General features: G+C 71.2%; 19 protein-coding genes. 9 read left to right on the forward strand and 10 right to left on the reverse strand.

Features of this window, described 5'->3' with window-relative positions; all coding sequences use genetic code 11:
• Positions 1–2: 2 nt before the first annotated feature.
• Genes VF139_06730 through VF139_06765 form a run of 8 tightly spaced genes read right to left on the reverse strand, consistent with a single transcriptional unit; the run spans position 3 to position 8,671 of the window.
• Entirely contained in the window at positions 3–311 is a 309-nt protein-coding gene (locus tag VF139_06730; protein HEX6851086.1) for a hypothetical protein, read from the reverse strand.
• A 20-nt stretch (positions 312–331) separates the two neighbouring features.
• Positions 332–2,032, reverse strand: a complete 1,701-nt coding sequence (locus VF139_06735) for a DUF6178 family protein (protein HEX6851087.1) — start codon at positions 2,030–2,032, stop codon at positions 332–334.
• Between the two features lie 27 nt (positions 2,033–2,059).
• Positions 2,060–2,881: a hypothetical protein gene (locus VF139_06740; GenBank protein HEX6851088.1), complete on the reverse strand. Its 822-nt coding sequence runs from the start codon at positions 2,879–2,881 to the stop codon at positions 2,060–2,062.
• Complete coding sequence (locus VF139_06745) at positions 2,878–3,831, reverse strand: ABC transporter ATP-binding protein (GenBank protein HEX6851089.1); 954 nt, start codon at positions 3,829–3,831, stop codon at positions 2,878–2,880. Before VF139_06745 ends, VF139_06740 begins: the two co-directional genes overlap by 4 nt.
• Positions 3,828–4,691: a hypothetical protein gene (locus VF139_06750; GenBank protein HEX6851090.1), complete on the reverse strand. Its 864-nt coding sequence runs from the start codon at positions 4,689–4,691 to the stop codon at positions 3,828–3,830. The genes VF139_06745 and VF139_06750 overlap by 4 nt, the downstream gene beginning before the upstream one ends.
• Positions 4,678–5,613: an ABC transporter ATP-binding protein gene (locus tag VF139_06755; protein ID HEX6851091.1), complete on the reverse strand. Its 936-nt coding sequence runs from the start codon at positions 5,611–5,613 to the stop codon at positions 4,678–4,680. Before VF139_06755 ends, VF139_06750 begins: the two co-directional genes overlap by 14 nt.
• Positions 5,610–8,132 (reverse strand): FecR domain-containing protein, encoded by a 2,523-nt coding sequence (locus VF139_06760; protein HEX6851092.1) that lies wholly within the window; start codon positions 8,130–8,132, stop codon positions 5,610–5,612. The genes VF139_06755 and VF139_06760 overlap by 4 nt, the downstream gene beginning before the upstream one ends.
• A complete protein-coding gene (locus VF139_06765) occupies positions 8,129–8,671 on the reverse strand; it encodes a sigma-70 family RNA polymerase sigma factor (protein HEX6851093.1) in 543 nt (180 codons plus the stop codon). The genes VF139_06760 and VF139_06765 overlap by 4 nt, the downstream gene beginning before the upstream one ends.
• A gap of 63 nt (positions 8,672–8,734) precedes the next feature.
• Between VF139_06765 and VF139_06770 the strand changes: the two genes are divergently transcribed.
• The 8 genes from VF139_06770 to VF139_06805 are packed head-to-tail and all read left to right on the forward strand — an operon-like array spanning position 8,735 to position 16,188.
• Positions 8,735–9,409 carry a phenylalanine--tRNA ligase beta subunit-related protein gene (locus tag VF139_06770; GenBank protein HEX6851094.1) on the forward strand — a complete coding sequence of 225 codons (675 nt, stop codon included), beginning with the start codon at positions 8,735–8,737 and terminating at the stop codon, positions 9,407–9,409.
• 10 nt (positions 9,410–9,419) lie between these two features.
• Positions 9,420–10,034, forward strand: a complete 615-nt coding sequence (locus VF139_06775) for a (2Fe-2S)-binding protein (GenBank protein HEX6851095.1) — start codon at positions 9,420–9,422, stop codon at positions 10,032–10,034.
• A 4-nt stretch (positions 10,035–10,038) separates the two neighbouring features.
• Complete coding sequence (locus VF139_06780) at positions 10,039–12,162, forward strand: xanthine dehydrogenase family protein molybdopterin-binding subunit (GenBank protein HEX6851096.1); 2,124 nt, start codon at positions 10,039–10,041, stop codon at positions 12,160–12,162.
• Complete coding sequence (locus tag VF139_06785; protein ID HEX6851097.1) at positions 12,159–13,094, forward strand: FAD binding domain-containing protein; 936 nt, start codon at positions 12,159–12,161, stop codon at positions 13,092–13,094. Before VF139_06780 ends, VF139_06785 begins: the two co-directional genes overlap by 4 nt.
• 1 nt (position 13,095) lies before the next feature.
• On the forward strand, positions 13,096–13,287 hold the full coding sequence (locus VF139_06790) for a hypothetical protein (GenBank protein HEX6851098.1): 192 nt from the start codon (positions 13,096–13,098) through the stop codon (positions 13,285–13,287).
• Positions 13,284–13,739: a hypothetical protein gene (locus tag VF139_06795; GenBank protein ID HEX6851099.1), complete on the forward strand. Its 456-nt coding sequence runs from the start codon at positions 13,284–13,286 to the stop codon at positions 13,737–13,739. The genes VF139_06790 and VF139_06795 overlap by 4 nt, the downstream gene beginning before the upstream one ends.
• Positions 13,739–15,001 (forward strand): amidohydrolase family protein, encoded by a 1,263-nt coding sequence (locus VF139_06800; GenBank protein HEX6851100.1) that lies wholly within the window; start codon positions 13,739–13,741, stop codon positions 14,999–15,001. Before VF139_06795 ends, VF139_06800 begins: the two co-directional genes overlap by 1 nt.
• Positions 14,998–16,188, forward strand: a complete 1,191-nt coding sequence (locus tag VF139_06805) for an amidohydrolase family protein (GenBank protein ID HEX6851101.1) — start codon at positions 14,998–15,000, stop codon at positions 16,186–16,188. The genes VF139_06800 and VF139_06805 overlap by 4 nt, the downstream gene beginning before the upstream one ends.
• Here VF139_06805 and ybaK read toward each other — a convergent pair.
• Positions 16,185–16,667 carry a Cys-tRNA(Pro) deacylase gene (gene ybaK / locus VF139_06810; GenBank protein HEX6851102.1) on the reverse strand — a complete coding sequence of 161 codons (483 nt, stop codon included), beginning with the start codon at positions 16,665–16,667 and terminating at the stop codon, positions 16,185–16,187. The two genes, VF139_06805 and ybaK, sit on opposite strands and share 4 nt — an antisense overlap.
• On the reverse strand, positions 16,664–17,209 hold the full coding sequence (locus VF139_06815) for a DUF4160 domain-containing protein (GenBank protein ID HEX6851103.1): 546 nt from the start codon (positions 17,207–17,209) through the stop codon (positions 16,664–16,666). The genes ybaK and VF139_06815 overlap by 4 nt, the downstream gene beginning before the upstream one ends.
• Positions 17,210–17,287: 78 nt before the next feature.
• On the opposite strand from VF139_06815, the gene VF139_06820 reads away from it, so the two are divergent.
• A complete protein-coding gene (locus VF139_06820) occupies positions 17,288–18,658 on the forward strand; it encodes a pyridoxal-phosphate dependent enzyme (GenBank protein ID HEX6851104.1) in 1,371 nt (456 codons plus the stop codon).
• The last annotated feature ends 1 nt before the right edge of the window (position 18,659 follow it).

Consider the following 18,659-nt stretch of genomic DNA (forward strand, 5'->3'; position numbering starts at 1 on the left):
CCCTATTTCCCGCCGCGCACCTTCCGGATCGCGGTTTCGAGGCGATCCTCGACGCGCGACCGGTCGACGCGGTAGTTCTCCTCCGCCTTGGCGAGCTCGGCCGGGTCCCCCCCGGCTTTCGCCAGGTTCTGCCGGTGGAGAATCTCCATCTCGGCCAGCTTGGCCGTCGCGTCCCGGCGGAGGCGCGCGATCTCGTCCTTCTGCGCTTCGGTCAGGGGGCCGGAGGCTTCGACCCCCTCCTCGCGGTCCTTCGCCTCGAGGCGCTCCATCGCGAGCTCGAAGGCGGACTTGAGCGGCTTGTCGTCGGGCATGGGTCCTACTCCGGCGCGGATCAGCCCCGCGCGAGCCTGAGGCAGGTCACGTCGAGCGGCGTGACCGCGCGGCCGACCGCGAGTCCCGTCCGCTCCGTCAGGAGCCGGTCGAACGAGGCCTTCGCGAACAGCCGGAGCGCCGGCGATTCGCCCGCGAGGGCGGCGACGAAGGCCTCGAGGTCCGAGGGGCGCGCGTTGCGGAGGAACGTCTCCGCGACGTCCACCGGGAGCGCGTCGCCGCGGATCTCGCCGCGCACCGTGAACCACGCGGCGCCCGTGAGCAGGAGCGTCGAGAAGGTCGATCCTTCCTCCACCGCGGCGACCGGCGCCCCCAGCGCGTCGAGCAGGACGCGCCCGAGCAGCTCCGCGAGGTCCACGGCGGCCCGGGCCTCGTCGAGCTCGGCGAGCGAACGGAACTCGCGGTAGGGCTCGGCGCCCGCGGGGATGGACGGGTCCCAGGCGAGCGGGCGGTCGAGGGCGAGCCCCTTCAAGCGCGCGCGGAGCGGAGCCTCGAGGAGGTCGATCCCGCGGGGATGGCGGCTCGCCCATCCCTCCCGGAGCAGGTCGCGCACCCTCCGCTGCGCTTCGACGGCGCGCGCCCAGCCCTGCCGGAAGAGGTCGATCGCCGGCTCCTGCACGAGCGTCGCGGCGGCGGCCTCGGGGTCGACGGCGTGGCGGATCTCCAGGGCGACGGTCACGAACCCGATCGCGCGCTCGAACGCGCGCCGGTGGGCGGCCGGGTCGCCCGTGTCCCAGCGCTCGGCCGCGACGATGCGGTTCGCGACCGCCGAGATGCCGAACAGCGTCGCCTCGCGGCTCGGACCGTCGAGATGGTCGATCGCCCGGGTGAGCAGGCCCCGCGTATCCGAGCGGAGGAGCAGGCTGCGTACACCGGCCAGGCCGTCCTCGACCGACAGCGGCAGCGGCGCCGCGCCGCCCCGGGGCGGCGCGTAGATCTCGATGGCCTCGTCCCACGGCGGGAAGCCGTGTTCCTCGAGCCGGCTCTGCCGCCATGCGTGCTCGCGCTCCTCGAGCTCGGCGGGGAGCTCGACGCCCGACTCCCACAACACGCGCATGTAACGCTTCTGCTGCTCGTGGAAGAAGATCTCGGCGAACCGGCGCACCGCCGGGGCATGTTCGGGGATCGACGGCGAGAAGCGGAAGTTCCCGTCCGGCGAGAGGAAGCCGCGCTCGTCGCCCGCCTCGGTCTCGCCGTGCCCCCGGGTCGGCTCCTCGTGGTCGATCTCGATCGGGGTCGCCCGGATCCAGCGACGGAACAACAGGGCGAGAAGCTCGTCGTCCGCGACGTTGAGGAACCGGCGGATCGTCGGCTCGCCCGCCTCGAGCAGCAGGGCGACCCACGCCCCCGACCGCTCGGGGTCGAAACGGTCTCCGCGCCACGACTCGAGGTCGATCACGTGCGCGATCTGCGGCCCCGAGGCCAGCGCGAGCAGAGGCATCGCGTCCGACGGACCGATCTCCCGGATCGTCAGGTAGACCTCGAAGTCCGGGAGCGCGCGGACGAGCGCCATCGGCTTGGGCGCGTGGAGGAGCAGCTCGAGGCGCTCCTTGGCCGGGAGGCGCAGCGCGAGCTCGGCCTGATCGACGATCGAAAGGGAGCCGATACGGCCGGAAAGGGCGGGGGAGTCGCGGCCGGCGAGCGAGGCGAGCTCCCGCGCGATGGAGGCCAGTTCTTCGTGGCGGCGGACGGCTTCGTTCATGGGGCTGCCGCCATCGTAGCAGCCGGCCTACTCCGCCCCGTAGAGGACCTCCACCCGGTCGAGCTTCCACGCGGCGAGCCTCAGGAGGCCCCAGACCAGAAGGGCGATCCCGGGGACGGCGACCCAGGGGGACGACGGCGAGGCGAGGATCGCGAGCGGCCCCATGTCGACGGGGACCGGGAGGAACGACTCGACGTAGTGCACGACGCTGAGCTTCTTCAGGAAGGCCGGCAGGAGGAAGTTCGCGGACTCCCACGCGAGCACGACCAGCGCCGGGAGGATCGGCATGCGGAAGAACAGGCCGAACACGAAGAACAAGGCGCCGTAGCCTGCGCACGCGAGCCCCGTCGCGGCGAGGTACGCGAGCAACTGCAGCAATCCCTCGGGGGAGAGCAGCTTGCCCGCGAGCGCCCCGGGGCCGTGGGCGAGGTAGGTGAGCATCCACGTGCACGCCGTGACCCCGCCGAAGAGAAGCCAGGCGGCGAGCAGACCGGAGAGGAACTTCCCCGCGGCCCACGTGGAGCGGCGCAGCGGTGCGAGCAGCGGGTAATGGAGCGTCTTGTCGAGGACCTCGCCGCGATAGAGCGTGGAGAAGACCACGAGGCAGCCGAGGAAGATCGAGAACCGCAGGAGCAGGAGCCGGTAGATCATCGCGAAGATGCCGTCGTCCATGGCGATCGTCTCGGTGACCCCCGTCATGAGTCCCGCGACCGCGCGCGTGCCGAACACGGCGACCGGGAAGGCCGCGAGGAGGTACAAGGCGACCGCGCCGCGTCCGAACAGACGGCGGCGGGTTTCGAGCGTCGCGACCGCGACGATCTGGCGGAGCCTCCGCTTGCCGGGCGTCATCCCCGTCCTCCCTCGCCCTCGATCAGGTAGCGATACACCGACTCGACGTCGTCGTCGGCGGGGGCCACGCCCTCGAGGGCGACCCCCTCTTCCACGACCAGCCGATTGAGCAGCAGGTAGAACCCGTCCGCGTTGCGCGTCCGGACGAACAGGCCCCGGCCGTCCTCGTGCAGGCGCGCCTCGACGGCGGAGTCGAGCTCGAAGATCCGCGACGCCACCCGCGACGGCCTGTCGCAACGGATCAGCACCTGAACCGGCCGGTCGGAGACCTCCTCCCGAACGCCGTGGATCGCCCCCTCGGCGACGACGTAGCCGTGGTGGATCAGCACGACGCGGTCGCTGACGAGGTCGACCTCGTGGAGGACGTGGCTCGAGAGGAGCACGATCCGTCCCTCCTTCGAGAACGACTCGAACAGGGCGATCGCTTCGCTGCGGGCCATCGGGTCGAGGCCGTTGAGGGGCTCGTCGAGGACGAGAACCCTCGGATCGTGCGCGATCGCGGACGCGAGGCGGATCCGCTGGCGCATCCCCTTGCTGTACGCCGCGCACTTGCGCGTGGCGGCGTCCTGGAGCCCCACGCGCTCGATCGCGCGCCAGGCGAGGCGCTCGGCCTCGGCGCGGGAGTCCCCGTGGAGCAGCAACCCGCCGCGCACGAACTCCAGGCCGGTGACGCCGGGGGGAAAGGCGTCGTACTGCGTGCAATAACCGACGAGGCGTCCGAGGCGCTCGGGATCGTTCGGGGGGACCCCGCACACGCTCACGTGGCCGCGCGTGGGACGCAGAAGTCCGGTCATGAGGTTCATCAGGGTGGTCTTCCCCGAGCCGTTGGGTCCGACCAGGCTCGTGATCCCCGCCCCGACGACGAGGCTCACGCGGTTGACCCCGAGGACCTCGCCGTAGAACTTGGAGATCCCCTCGAAGACGACGGCGTCGCCGCGTTCCTGGCTCAACGCACGACCTCCTTCGCCTTCAGCCGGCGCGAGAGGACGAGCAGGCACAGGCCGCACAGCGCCGGGATCGCGATCCACGGGGCGGCGTGAGGGAGCGGGGCCTCGAGCGGGACGCCGTACAGCCCCTCCAGCAGGGCGCGCATCAGCTCGGGGACGTTCAGCAGGTGCCCCCAGGCGGTGTCGAAGACGGCGTTCACGAGGTTCCCGGCCCACGCGCCGCCGAGCACCGCCCCGACGAGCATCGCCTGGGCGGTCACCTTGCGTCCCGCGAGCGCGGACGCCGCGAGAGCCAGCAGCGAGAGGACGGCGATCCACAATCCGCACCCGGCGACGATCGCGAACGGAATGCGCGCGTGAGCGGCGAACCAGCCGTCCTCGCCGAGCGAGGCCTGCAGGGCGAACAGCAGCAGCCCCGGGATCCACGTGATCACCGAGAGCAGCCCGAACAGGACCGCGAGCTTGCCCACGACGTATTGGGTCTTCGTCACCGGGCGCGAGAGGATCAGGGGAAGCGCCCCGTTCGCGAGGTCGCGCGAGATCAGCTGCGGCCCGCAGAGCAGCGTGAGAAGCCCTCCGAACAGGAACGACTGCCACGACATCAGTCCGAGGAAGAAGGTCGTGTCGATCGCGCTGAGCTGGCCCCCGGACGCGCCGATCTGTGCCAGGAGCTTCGCGTTGGTGCGGACGTAGATGAAGGCCGCCCCCCCGAGGGGCATGGCGAACGCCGCGGTGAAGACGATCGTGGTCAGGCGTCCCTCGAACAGCTCGGAGAGGGCGTAGCGCGCGAGGACCCTGAAGCGCGAGGCGGGTGCCGTCCACGCGCCCGCGTAGGGAGCGTAGCTCCGGTCATACACCGCCACGATCCACCCCCTCCGCCTTCGTCTCCATCGCCCGCAGGAAGATGTCCTGCAGGGAATCGCGTTTGTAGTCGAGGCGGCGGATCTGCACGCCGTGCCGTGCCGCCACGGCGTACAGGTCGCGGATCTCGATCGACTCGGGGAGGACCATCTTGAGTCGGCCGCCTCCCAGGAGCGCGGCGGTGACCCCGAGACGCTCCGCGTCCCCGGCGAAGGCCCGCGTGTCCCCGCGCGTCTCGAGGTGGAGGAACTTCCTGTTGGTGCGGCGCTCGGCGTCGAGGTCGCAGTGCGCGGCGACGCGCCCATCCTTCAGGACGAGCACCTCCTCGCAGACCTCCTCGACGTCGCGCAGGAGGTGGGACGACACGACGACCTGCGTCCTGCCGGAGTCGCGGATCTCCTTGACGAGCCGGAGCATCCGCGCGCGCGCGGGGGGGTCGAGGCCGTTGGTCGGCTCGTCGAGGAACAGCACCGCGGGGGCGTGGACGATGGCCTGCGCGAGCTTGGCCATCTGCTTCATCCCGAGCGAGAAGGTCTCGAGCCTGCGGTAGCGGGCCTCGCCCAGCCCCACGTACTGGAGCGCCTCGTGCGCCCGCTCGAGGGCCGCTTCGGCGGGAAGACCCGAGAGCTCCCCCATCAGCCGCACGAAACGCACCGCCGTCATTCCCGCGATGAACGCGTCGGTCTCGGGCATGTAGCCGACGGGCTGCCGCGCCTGGGCCGATCGGTCGCCCACGTCGCGTCCGAGCAGGCGCGCGTTCCCTTCGCTGGGCGGGTGGAACCCCAGCAGCGTGTGGATCAGCGTGGTCTTCCCCGCGCCGTTCGGGCCGAGCAGGCCCACGGCGCGGCCCCGCAGCACCGCCCGCAGATCCCGCAGGATCGGGCGGTTCCCGAAGCGCACGCCGAGGCCGTCGAGCTCGATCATGGAGCGGGAGGCCCCGCGATCGCCGGCACCGCCCCCTCGGGGGACGCGGCGCCCAGCACGGTCAGCAACGTGCCGAGGTCGGCGCCGAGGCCCCCTTCGGCCTCGACGGTGGCGCGGATCCGGGACGACTCGGCGACGATCGTGATCAGGTGCGGCCGCTCGCCCAGAAGCGCCCTCGCCTCGGGGGACGATCCGGCCCCGACGTTCCGGACCGCCTCGCCGAGCACCTCGCCGAGCCGTTCGTAGACGATTCCCGAGTACTCCGTCCGCGCGTCGGCGGGGAGGAGCGACCGGAACGCCGCCGACGCCCCGATGTGGACCCCGCTCGCGCGACGGTCGATCGCCTGCTCGACGAGCACGCGGCTCGGCGCGGCGACGAGGTACCCGCCGTCGAAGGCGTACCACACGGCGTAGACCTCGGTCGTCGCCTCGACCGCGTGGAAGGAGCGGTCGCCGACCGCCTCGTGCCGGAGTCGGACGATCTCCTCGCGTCCCTGCTCGCGGGCCTTCGCGTTCGCCCGCTCCACGAGGGTCTCGAGGCTGCGCTGCACGCGGGCCGGGTCGTAGACCTCGAGGACCATTTTCCAGGCGGGGGAGGGGAGCACCGGGCCGTCGAGGGCGACGGCGATCTCGCCGCCGAGCGGCCTCGCGACGTCCTCGACGAGATCGAGTCCCGTCTCCCGGCGGAAGCGGGCGAGCCCTTCGGCGGCCTCTTGGCTGAACCCCGCGACGAGGTCGGCCACGGCCGTTCCGGGCGAGGTGACCGCGAACGCGGCGACCGCCGAGGCGTCGGGGGAGACGTAGCGGAGGCTCCCCAGCGGCGAAGGCGCCGCGAGCCACGACGCGATGCCGGACCGCTCCCCGGCGAAGGTCAGCTCCGCGGTCGTCGTCGTGCGGCCGTCGTGCTCGGTGCGCTCGACGAGGAGATCGCGGGCGTTGGCGAACCCGAGCGTCGCGAGCGTGTCGGGATCGCCCTTCCCGGCGTTCGCGATCACCCGCTCGAGGTCGACGGCGAACACGAAGGCGGCGCCGTCGGCGTAGGCGTCGGCGATCCGCCGGTGGAACGCCGAGGGCGCCGCGTCGCCCGCGGGAAGGTAGGCGGCGAGGGACCTCGCCGTCCCGGCGACGAGCCGGTCCTCCTCGAGGCGGACCTGGACATCCTTCACCTTCGCGACGTCGCGGGCGAGCATCGCCTTCAGCGACTCCGCGTCCCGGACCTCGGCGAGGACCACGGGCTCGGCGGGTTTCCCGTCGTTCCCCAGCGGCACCGCGATCACGATCTCGTCGCCGATCGCGCGGCCGTACTCGCGCAGCATCGCGACCGCCTCGTCCATCTCGCGGCGGGCGTCGGCGTTCCCGGTCCGGGAGTCCCACCACTCCCGCAGCTCCGGCGACTGGTCCAGGTGGCGGTCGAGGACGGCGGAGGCCTGCTCGAAGGCGCCGCTGAGGTTCGGGACCGCCACGAAGATCGCCGTGTCGGCGGGGATTCTGGAGAGCAGGCGCGACGCGGTGCGCGGTGCGGGAACCTCGATCTCGTCCCGGAGATCCTTGCGGATCGAGGCGAGCTCGCGGAGCAGCGCCTCGTACTTCGGCGAGTCGGCGCTCCACGCGAGGTCGTCGCGCAACGGAACCGGGCGGGCGTCCGGCCGCGACGACGCGCGGTCGCCGGGGCGCAGCATCCGCTCCTCGCCGCCGGTGTTCACGGCGACGGCCCCTTCGAGGACCGCCACGCGCGAGCCGCTGACGCCGTGGTTGACGGCGAAAATCGTCCCCTTGACGCTCACCAGCGCGTCGTCGGTGCGGACGTCGAGGTGCCCCGAGCCTTGTTTGGCGGCCTCGACGATGATCCCGCCCCCGGAAAGGGCGATCGTCGCGCCGTCGCGGCGCCGCTTCACGGTCAATTCGGTGCGGTCGCGCAACTCCACGCGCGAGCCGTCGGCCAGGCGCACGATGGCGCGCGAGCCGGGGGCGGTGCGGAGGACCTCGTTCTCGGGAAGGACCGACCCGGCGGCCAGGAGCGCGGTGGCGCCCCGGTCGACGCGCCAGAGGTCGCCCTGCACCGACTCGACGGCGATCGGTTGCGCGTCGGGGGGCGGGATGAGCCGCTCGCGCATCGCGAACCCCGCGAGCAGGGCCATCGCCGCGAACGTCGCGGCGGCCGCCCACTTCAGGCGCCAGGCGCCCGAGCCGGATTCGCGCCGCGTCTCCACCGCCGCGTCGCGTCCGGCGCGTGCGGCAACGAGGGCACGACGGCAAGGCACGCACGCGCGCGTGTGGTCGTCGACCAGCAACGCCTCGGCCGAGGAGAGCCGGCCGGCGAGAAACCCCGGGATGCGGGATTGGAACCCCTCGCAGCTGTCGATCGGGCCGGCGGCGGGGGAGGCGCCGGATTCGAGCCCCAGCCGGTGACGGACGCGCTCGGCGGCCGACGCGGCGTGGCTGGGGGAGGGGCCGTCCTCGCGGATCGCGGCGAGGACGTCGTCGAGCTCGGGGCGACGGGGAGGCTGTTGCCGGTTCATGCGAGATCTCCCAGGAGGCCGGCGCGCAGGCGCGCCTTGGCCCGATGCAGGGTCACCGCCACGGTGCTCCACGAGGTGCCGAGCATCGCCGCGATCTCGCGGTTGCCGTACCCCTCGAAGTATCGGAGCACCACCATCTCGGCGGCGCGCGGGTTGAGCCCCGTCAGCGCCGCGCGGACCCGGGCCTTCCGCTCGTCCATCTCGGTGGCGGCTTCGGGTCCGGGGTCGGGGTCGCGCAGGGTCGCTTCGCGCGGCTCGAGGGCCTCGGAGCGGGCGGCCTTGCGGCGACGGAGGAGGTCGACCGCGGCGTTCACCGCGGCCCGGTGGAGGTAACTTCCCGCCTGGGAGTCTTCGATCGCGCCGTCCTCCTGCCGCAACACGCGCAGGAACACGGACTGGAGCACGTCTTCCGCATCCGCGTCGTTTCCGGTCACGCGCCAGGCGGCCCGGTACACGCGGTCGGCGTGTTGCCGGTACAGGGCCGCGACGCGCCCGTGGGCGTCGGGAGCGGGTAGGGGTCGGGGCGAGAGAGCCGTCACGGGTCGTTCCTCCGATCGCTTCTCGCCACTCAAGACGCGCCTCCCGACGGCATTATTAACGGCATGAAGCCCGAGTTGGTTCCGGAAGTGGTCCCCCTGGTCCGGCTGGCGGTCGTCCGGGCCGGGCCGGTGGTCGTCGGTCCCGCCGCGAGGCCCCTCGAGGAGGAGATCGCCGGGATGTGCCGGACCCTCGCGGCGCGCCACCGGGGGAAGGCCCCCGCGCAGATCGAGGGGCTCGATCCCGCCCGGCGCCTCTACAAGGCGTTCGGGATCGACCCGACCCAGACGCGCCCCTCCTCGGAGGCGCTGCTCCGACGCATCCTGCAGGAGAAACCGTTCCCCCGGGTCCTGAACGCCGTCGACGTCGGGAACCTGTGTTCGGTCGCCTTTCTGCTTCCGCTCGGGCTCTACGACCTCGGGAAGGTCCGGGGCGAGGTCGTGCTCCGGCGCGGCGCCCCCGGGGAGACGTACGCGGGGATCCGGAAGGACGCGGTCCACGTCGGCGGGCGGCCGACGCTCGCCGACGCGGAGGGGCCCTTCGGGAACCCCACCTCCGACTCGCTGCGGACGTGCGTCACGTCGGGGACCACGGCGATCGCGATGGTGATCTTCGCCCCCGCTTCGTACCCGGCCGCGGAGCTGCGCGACCATGCGGTATTCGGGGCGGAGAGGATGCGACGGCACCTCGGAGGAGCCGGAGTCGAACCGACCGTCGCGTGGGAGCTGATCCCGGCCTAGACTTCCGGGCATGGCGAAAAACGACGATCTCGACCTCTCCCGACGCAACTTCCTCAAGACCGGCGCGGCGAGTGCGTTGACCGCGGGGATCGTCCCCGCGTCTCTGATCTCGACCGACGCCGAAGGGGCGCCCGAGCTCGCCGGGCCCGGCGCGGTCCCGATCCGCCTGGACGTCAACGGGGCCGCGCGCTCGCTTTCGGTCGAGCCGCGGACGACCCTGCTCGACGCGTTGCGCGACGTGCTCGACCTCACGGGAGCCAAGAAGGTCTGCGACCGAGGGACCTGCGGGGCGTGCACGGTGCTCCTCGACGGGAATCCCGCCTACGCGTGCAGCGTGCTCGCGATCGACGCGCAGTCCCGGAAGATCGCGACCGTCGAAGGACTCGGCGGGGCCGACGGCGCCCTGCACCCGCTGCAGGCCGCGTTCGTCGAACACGACGCCCAGCAGTGCGGCTTCTGCACGCCGGGGTTCGTGATGGCGGCGAAGGCCCTCGTCGATCGCGAGTCGAATCCGACCGACGCCGCGATCGACCGGGCGCTCGGCGGCAACGTCTGCCGGTGCGGGACCTACGCCGGAATGCGCCGCGCCGTGAAGGACGGCGCCGCGCGGATGCGGAGGGGTTGAAGCCATGGCCACGAACCCGACCTGGCCCGAACCCGCGAAGTCCTCCCTCCTCGGAAAGCGGATCTCCCGCCTCGACGGCCCCGCCAAGACGCGCGGGGAGGCGAAGTACACCTACGACCGCAAGCGTCCCGGGATGTTGTGGGGCGCCGTCGCGCGGAGCCCCCACGCCCGCGCGAGGATCACCGCCCTCGACTTCGGTACCGCCGCGAAGATGCCCGGGGTCCGGGCCGTCCACGCCGTCAAGAAGGTCGGCGACGAGGTGAAGTGGGCCCTCGACGAGATCGTCTACGTCGCCGCCGCGACCGAGGCCCAGGCCCACGACGCGGCTCGCGCCGTCAAGGTCTCCTACGAGATCCTCCCCGCCTCGGTCGTCGACGACGACCCGAAAGCCGCGGGGGCGAAGGAACAGAACCCCGCGGTCCAGGGGGATCCCGACGCTCGCCTCGCGGCGTCGAAGGTGACGATCGACGGGACCTACGGCCTCGCGGTCGTCGCGCACCTCTGCCTCGAGGCGCACGGCCAGCTCGTGGAATGGGACGGCGACTCGCTGACCGCGTGGTGCTCGACGCAGTCGGTCTCGGGACTCCCGGGCGAGTTCGCGGAGGGGCTCGACGTTCCGGCGTCGAAGGTCCGCGTGATCTGCGAGCACATGGGCGGCGGCTTCGGCTCGAAGTTCTCCGTCGACGCGTGGGGAATCGCCTGCGCCGAGCTCGCCCGCAAGGCCAAGGCTCCCGTGAAGCTGATGCTCGACCGCGCGGCGGAGGTCGCCGTCGCGGGGGACCGTCCTTCGACCTACGCGACCGTGAAGGCCGGCGCCGACGCGGACGGGCGCGTCACCGCGTGGATCTCGCGGTCGTGGGGGTCGGGGGGGCTCGGCGGATCCGGGAGCCCGCCGATTCCGTACGTCTTCAACTTCCCCGACCGCCGGCACCAGCACGTCTCGATCCCGACGAACACGGCCTCCTCCCGGGCGTGGCGCGCGCCGAACCACCCGCAGGCGTGCCTCGTGACGATGGCGGCCATGGAAGATCTCGCCGCGGCCGCGGGGATGGACCCGCTCGACTTCTTCCTGAAGAACCTCGATCGCACGGCGCGCGAGGCGACCTATCGCGAGCAGTTCCGGATCGGCGCCGAGCTCATGGAGTGGAAGAAGAAGTGGCGTCCGCGCGGCTCGGCGAAGAGCCCCGTGCGGCGGGGGCTCGGTCTCTCGCTGCACACCTGGGGCGGCCGGGGTCACAAGAGCAACTGCGACGTCGTCGTGAACCCCGACGGGTCGGTCGAGGCGCGGATCGCCTCGCAGGACCTCGGGACAGGCACGCGCACCGTGATCGGCGTCGTCCTCGCCGAGACCTTCGGCCTCCCGCTCTCGGCCGTGAAGGTCTCGATCGGCGACTCTTCGTTCCCCACCTCCGGGGCGTCGGGGGGATCGACGACCGTCGGCGGGGTCTCCGGCTCCACGCGCGCCGCCGCGGTGAAAGCACTCGATGCGATCTTCGAGAAGGTCGCCGCCGAGCTCGGCGCGTCGCCCGACGCGCTCGAGGCGGCGGACGGCACCATCCGCGTGAAGGGGAATCCGGCGAAGTCGATGCCGTGGAAGAAGGCGGCGGCCCGGATCGGAGCGGCGCCGCTCACCGTCCGCGCCGAGCGCCCCGACCACCTCACGGACAGCGGGGTCGGGGGGATCCAGATGGCCGAGGTCGAGGTGGACGTGGACACCGGGATCGTCCGGATGGTCAAGATGGTCGCGGTGCAGGACTGCGGCCGGATCGTCGATCTCAAGACCGCCGAGAGCCAGGTCTACGGCGGGATGATCATGGGGATCGGCTACGCCCTCACCGAGGAGAAGGTCTACGACCGCGCGACCGGCCGTCCGCTCAACGCGAACATGGAGTTCTATCGGGTCCCCACGATCGGGGACGTCGGCGAGCTCGTCGCGCACCTGCAGACCGGCCCGCCCCACGACGCCCGCGGGGTGATAGGCCTCGGCGAGCCCCCGGTGATCTCGCCGGGGGCCGCGATCTCGAACGCCGTCGCCAACGCGATCGGCGTGCGCGTCCCGGAGCTGCCGCTCACCCCCGACCGGGTGATCGCCGCACTCGAGGCCGCCGAAAGGAAGGTGCGCGCATGATGCCCCCCTTCGAATACGCGAGCCCCGCCACGCAGGCCGACGCCTTTCGGCTGCTCGCGGACGCCGGCGCGATGCCCTTGGCGGGAGGGACCGACCTGCTCTCCCTGATGAAGGACCGGATCGTCGAGCCGAGACGGCTCGTGAACGTGAAGGGGATTCCGGAGCTGCGCGCGATCCGGACCGGGTCCGACGGCGTCCGCATCGGCGCCGCCGTCACCCTCGACGAGATCGCGGCGCACCCCCAGGTGCGCCCGTATCGGGCGGTCGTCGACGCGATCCTCGGGATCGCGATTCCGCAGGTGACCTCGCAGGCGACGGTGGGCGGGAACCTCCTCCAGCGCCCGAGGTGCTGGTACTTCCGCAACGGGATGATTCCCGGAGCCGACGCCGACCTCCGGTACCACGCGATCTTCGGGAACACGGGCCCCGCGAAGTACGTCCACGCCTCGGGGCTCGCCCCGGCGCTCATCGCCTTCGGGGCCTCGGCCCTGATCGCCGGGCCCAAGGGGGAGCGCACGATCCGCGTCGACCAGCTGTGGCGCACTCCCGCCGCGACGGGCGAGGACGAGCGCACGCTCCAGCCGGGGGAGATCCTCCGCGAGATCCTGCTGCCCCCCCACGGCGAGCGCGGGAGCGCGACCGTCGAGATCCGCCCGCAGGGAAACGCCGCCTGGCCGCTCGCGGCGGCGGCGGTCGTCCTCGATCCGACGGGAGCGAGCGTGATCCTCGGCCACGTCGCCCCCGTCCCTTGGCGCAGCGCCGCCGCGGAAAGGGCGATCGCCGGGAAGACGATCGACGTCGCGGTGGCCGCCGCCGCCGGGGCCGCCGCGGTCGCCGACGCGAAACCGCTTTCCGGAAACGCCTACAAGGTGCGCCTCGCGGCGGCCGCCGTGCGTCGCGCCGTCCTCGCCGCGGCCGGAAAGGAGCTCTGAGATGGACGCCGAACTTTGCCGGCGCCTGAGGTGGAAGGGGCTCTACATCGACGTCGAGCCCGACCCCTCGATCCCGAACACCTCGGACGGGTTCTGCTGGTGCACGCACTCGATGACGGCGCTCGGCCCCGACGGCGAGGTCGCCGACCGCGAGGGGTGCCGGCCGGGCCGCCCCTGTTTCGAGCCGCGATGACCGCGCTCCTGCTGGCGATCGGGATGCACTGGGACGTCCGTCCGGACGTCCCCGTGAATCCGAAGGCGGGCGAGTCCCTCGAGGTGGCGTTTCCCCAGCTCTCCGCGGGGACGTTGATCGGCACTGTCGAGCTGGGCGAGGCGTGGATCGACGCGCGCGGATCGAGGGTCCCCGCGGCGAAGTACGCCGTCCGTTACGCGCTGCGCCCGAACGACGGGAATCACATGGGTGTCTCCGAGTATCGCGACTTCCTCGTTCTCGTTCCGCTCGCCGACGACCCGGGACCCGACGCGAAGCCGTCGTTCGATGCGATGATGGCGCTCGGGAAGAAGTCGACGGGGGGCGGGCACCCGGCGGTGATGGCTCTGGTGCCGGCCTCCGGTGCGGACGCCACGATCACGGTCGGGAACCTCCCCGTCGGCGTCGTTTTGACGTTCGAGGGGGATCCTTGATGTTCGAGTCCGTGTTGCTGGCCGCCACCGCCTTCGTCGGTGCGCGGGTTCTGCCCGTCGAAGGGGCGCCGATCGAACGGGGGGTCCTCGTGATCGACGGCGCGAAGATCGTCGCCGTCGGCCCCGAGGGTTCGACTTCGATCCCCGCAGGGGCCAGGCGCGTCGACCTCTCCGGGAAGACGCTGATCCCCGGGCTCGTGGACACCCACAGCCACGTCGGCGGGGTCGCGGGCGCCGACGGGAGCGCCCCGATCCAGCCCGACGTGAGCGTGGGCGACTCGGTGAACCCGTTCGACCCGGGGTTCCGGCGCGTCGTCGCGGGCGGGATCACGACCATGAACGTCATGCCCGGCTCCGGGCACCTGCTCAGCGGGAAGACGGTCTACCTCAAGCCGAAGCCGGCGAAGACCCTCGATGCGATGCAGATCCGCGACGGCGCGGGGAACGCGCTGGGCGGCCTGAAGATGGCGAACGGCACGAACTCGCAGCGCGAGAATCCGCCCTTCCCCGGCACGCGCGGGAAGTCGGCGGCGCTGGTCCGCGAGAAGTTCGTCGCCGCGCAGGAGTACCGGGACAAGCTCGCCCGCGCGAAGGGAGATCCCGAGAAGGCGCCCGCGCGGGACCTCGGACTCGAGACCCTCGTCGAGGTCCTCGACGGCAAACGGGTCGTCCACCACCACACCCACCGCGCCGACGACATCCTCACCGTGCTGCGCCTTCAGAAGGAGTTCGGCTTCAAGGTCGTCCTCCAGCACGTGAGCGAGGCCTGGAAGGTGACGGACGAGATCAAGGCTTCCGGGGCAGGGTGCTCGGCGATCCTCGTGGACAGCCCCGGGGGCAAGCTCGAGACGCGCGACCTGAACCTCGCGACGGGCCGGATCCTCGAGCAGGCCGGGATCCTCACCGCCTGGCACACCGACGACTGGATTACCGACTCGCGGCTGTTCCTTCGCATGGGGGCGATCGGCGTCCGCTACGGCATGACCCGCGAGGGCTCGCTCGCGGCGCTCACCCTCAACGGGGCGAAGCTGCTCGATCTGGACGCGCGCGTGGGCTCGCTGAAGGCGGGGAAGGACGCCGACTTCGTCGTGCTCAGCGGGGATCCGTTTTCCTCGAAGACGGAGGTGCTCGAGACCTGGATCGAGGGGGAGAAGGTCTTCGACCGTTCGGTTCCCGACGATCGCCTCCACGCGGAGGGAGGATACGGCGCGGGGAACCCGATGAAGCCCTATCTCTGCTGCGCGGACGAGGTGGCCCAGTGATCGGCACCACGCTGCTGTTCGTGCTCGCCGCGCAGGACGTCGCCGTCCGCGCGGCGACCCTCCACACCATGGCCGGCCCCGAGATCCGGGACGCGGTCGTGATCGTCCGCGACGGGAAGATCGCCGAAGTCGGCCCGGCGTCGAAGGTCCGGATTCCCGCGGGCGCGAAGGTCGTCGAAGCCGCGGTCGTGACCCCCGGGCTCATCGACGCGCGGTGCACGGTCGGCGTGTCGGGACTCCTCAACACGCCCCACGACCAGGACCAGATCGACCGGTCGGCGCCGGTGCAGGCGGATCTCCGCGCCATCGACGCCTTCAACCCGCTCGACCCGCTGGTCGCGTGGGTGCGGGGTTTCGGCGTGACGACCGTCCACACCGGCCATGCCCCCGGGGAGCTCGTGCCGGGTCAGACCGCGGTGATCAAGACGAACGGGCTCCCCGTCGACGCCGCCGTCGTGAAGCCGTTCGCGTCGGTCGCGGTCACGCTCGGCCCGGCGGGGCTGCGGTCCGGGGAAAAGTCCCCGGGGACGCGCGCCAAGGCGGTCGCGATGCTCCGGCAGGAGCTCATCAAGGCGAGAGAGTACGCGGCGAAGCGGAACGCCTCGGCCGAGGACAAGAAGCCCGGGCGCGACCTCGAGCTCGAGACGATGGCGGCGGTCCTGGACAGGAAGGTCCCTCTCTCGATCACCGCGAACCGGGCGCAGGACATCTCGGCGGCGCTGCGCCTGCGGCAGGAGTTCGGGTTCGACCTGATCCTCGACTCCGGGTCGGAGGCGCCGATGCTCCTCGACGACCTCAAGGCCGCGAAGGTCCCCGTGATCGTCCACCCGCCGATGTACCGGGCGTGGGGGGAGTACGAAAACGCCAGCTTCACGACGGCCGCCGTGCTCGCGAAGGCGGGAATTCCGGTGGCGCTCCAGGGCGGGTACGAGTCCTATGTCCCCAAGGCGCGCGTGGTGCTCTTCGAGGCGCAGGTCGCGGCGGCGCACGGCCTTGGCGACGAAGGGGCGTTGCGCGCGATCACGATCGACGCGGCGAGGATCCTCGGCGTGGCGGATCGCATCGGCTCGATCGAGGTCGGCAAGGACGCCGACCTCGCGATGTTCGACGGCGACCCGTTCGAATACACGACCCATTGCACGGGGACGCTGATCCAGGGGCGGGAGTTTGCGGGGGAGCGGCGCTAGCGGGCGATCCCCACCTCGACCGGCGTCGCTTCGAGCACGCGGACCAGCGCTTCAGGGTCGAGCCCGACGAGAAAGCCGCGGTGTCCGCCGTTGAGGTACACCCGCGGCAGGTCGAGGATGGTCCGCTCGACGTACACCTGGATCGCCTTCCGGGTTCCGAACGGAGACGTTCCGCCCACCTTGTACCCCGTGTGTTTCTCGGCCACCTCGGGACGGCAGGGGACGATCGACTTCCTGCCGAGCAGGCGCGCGAGGTTCTTCGTCGAGACCTCGAGATCGCCGTGCATCAGCACGATCAGCGGCGCCTTCGATTCGTCCTCGAGGACGAGGGTCTTGACGACCGCGTGTTCGTCCACGCCGAGCTCCCGGGCGGAGACGCGCGTCCCCCCGCGCTCCTCGTAGCGGTACAGGTGCTCGGTGTAGGCGACCCCCGCGGCCTTCAGCGCCCGGACGGCGGGGGTGACGGGAGCGGCGCTCACTGCAGCGGGGCGATGCGCTCGAGGCGCTCGAAGTTCACCGCTCGCTCCCCGTTCGCCTCCAATTCATGGCGATGCAGCTCGATCCACGCCTTGACCAGGCGGCGCTGGGGCTTGGCGAGGCTCCCGTTCAGGATCTTCCCGGTCGCCGCGTCGAAGACCGCGGACTCGCCGCCGTATTCGGCGTGGAAGTGGGCCCCTTGATGGGGAGCACCCTTCTCGAAGGACATCTTGATCACGATGCCGTAGAAGCGGCAGATTTCGGGCAACGGTCCGGCCTTCGAGGAGGCGCGGGACGGTGCGATCGGCAATCTGGGTCCGACGGCCCGGAAATCGGCGTCGTTCGGCCAGACGAGCGTGCGGAAAGCCGGATCGATGCGCACCCGCCGGGACATCTCGGGATCGCGCAGCGCTCCGAACACCCGGCCGCGGAGCACCGGCTGGAAATCGATCGTCTGCTCCGTCCCGTCGTCGAAGGCGACCCGCAGGACGTACGTTCCGACCTGCTCGAACCCGGTCACGAAGCGCAGGGGAAGGTGGTCCATCGCCGAAAGTGTAGGGCGGGCGGGCGCCGCGGCTCAAGCTGAGGCTACGATACGCGGGTTTCGACAGGAGCAGGCCCCATGAAGAAGATCTGCGACAACATCCTCGAGACGATCGGGAACACCCCGATGGTCCGGATCAACAAGCTCACGAAAGGCGTCACCGAGGCGGAGGTTCTCGCCAAGATCGAGACCTTCAACCCCGGCAACTCGATCAAGGACCGGATGGCGGTCCGGATGATCGAGGAAGCCGAGCGGCAGGGTCTACTCAAGCCCGGAGGAACGATCATCGAGGGGACCTCCGGGAACACGGGGATGGGGCTCGCGATCGCGGCGGTGGTCAAGGGTTATCACTGCATCTTCACGACGACCGACAAGCAGTCCAAGGAGAAGGCGGACGCCCTCAAGGCCCTCGGCGCCGAGGTCATCGTCTGCCCGACGAACGTCGACCCCGAGGACCCGCGCTCCTATTACTCCGTCTCCTCGCGCCTGGTGAACGAGGTGCCGAACTCGTGGAAGGCGAACCAGTACGACAACCTGTCGAACTCCGCCGCGCACTACGAGCAGACCGGCCCCGAGATCTGGGAGCAGACGGACGGCCGGATCACCCATCTCGTCTGCGGCGTCGGTACCGGCGGGACGATCAGCGGGACCGGCCGCTTCCTCAAGGAGCAGAACCCGAAGATCAAGGTCTGGGGGATCGACACGTACGGCTCGGTCTTCAAGAAGTACAAGGAGACCGGGATCTTCGACAAGAACGAGATCTACCCCTACGTGACCGAGGGGATCGGCGAGGACTTCCTGCCGAAGAACGTCGACTTCGACGTGATCGACCACTTCGAGAAGGTCACCGACAAGGACGCGGCGCTGATGACCCGGCGGATCGCGAGGGAAGAGGGGATCTTCGCAGGGAACTCCGCGGGATCCGCGATGGCGGGGCTCCTCCAGCTCAAGGACCACTTCAAGAAGGGCGACGTCGTGGTCGTGATCTACCACGACCACGGCACCCGCTACGTCGGCAAGATGTTCAACGACGAGTGGATGCGCAAGATGGGGTATTTCGAGAAAACCGGCATGACCGCGCGCGACCTCGTGTCGGCGGGGATGTCCGGCGAGCTGCTCTCCATCGAGTCCGACCGCACGGTGCAGGAGGCGGTCGAGCTGATGCGCAAGCACGACTTCTCGCAGATCTCGATCCGGAAGGAGAAGCGCCTGGTCGGCTCGCTCAACGAGTCGCACCTGTTCGAGGAGCTGGTGCGCGACCCCGACGTGCGCAAGAAGCCCGTCGAGTCGATCATGCTCCCGGCCTTCCCGTTCGTCGACATCTCGACGCCGGTCGAGTCGATGTCCACGATGATCACGATGCAGAACCCGGCGGTCCTCGTGCGCGACTTCAAGACCGACACGACCTACATCATCACGCGTTCGGACGTGATCCGGGCGATGTGCTGAA

This window comes from Candidatus Polarisedimenticolaceae bacterium (assembly GCA_036376135.1).
Classification (GTDB): Bacteria; Acidobacteriota; Polarisedimenticolia; order Polarisedimenticolales; family DASRJG01; genus DASVAW01.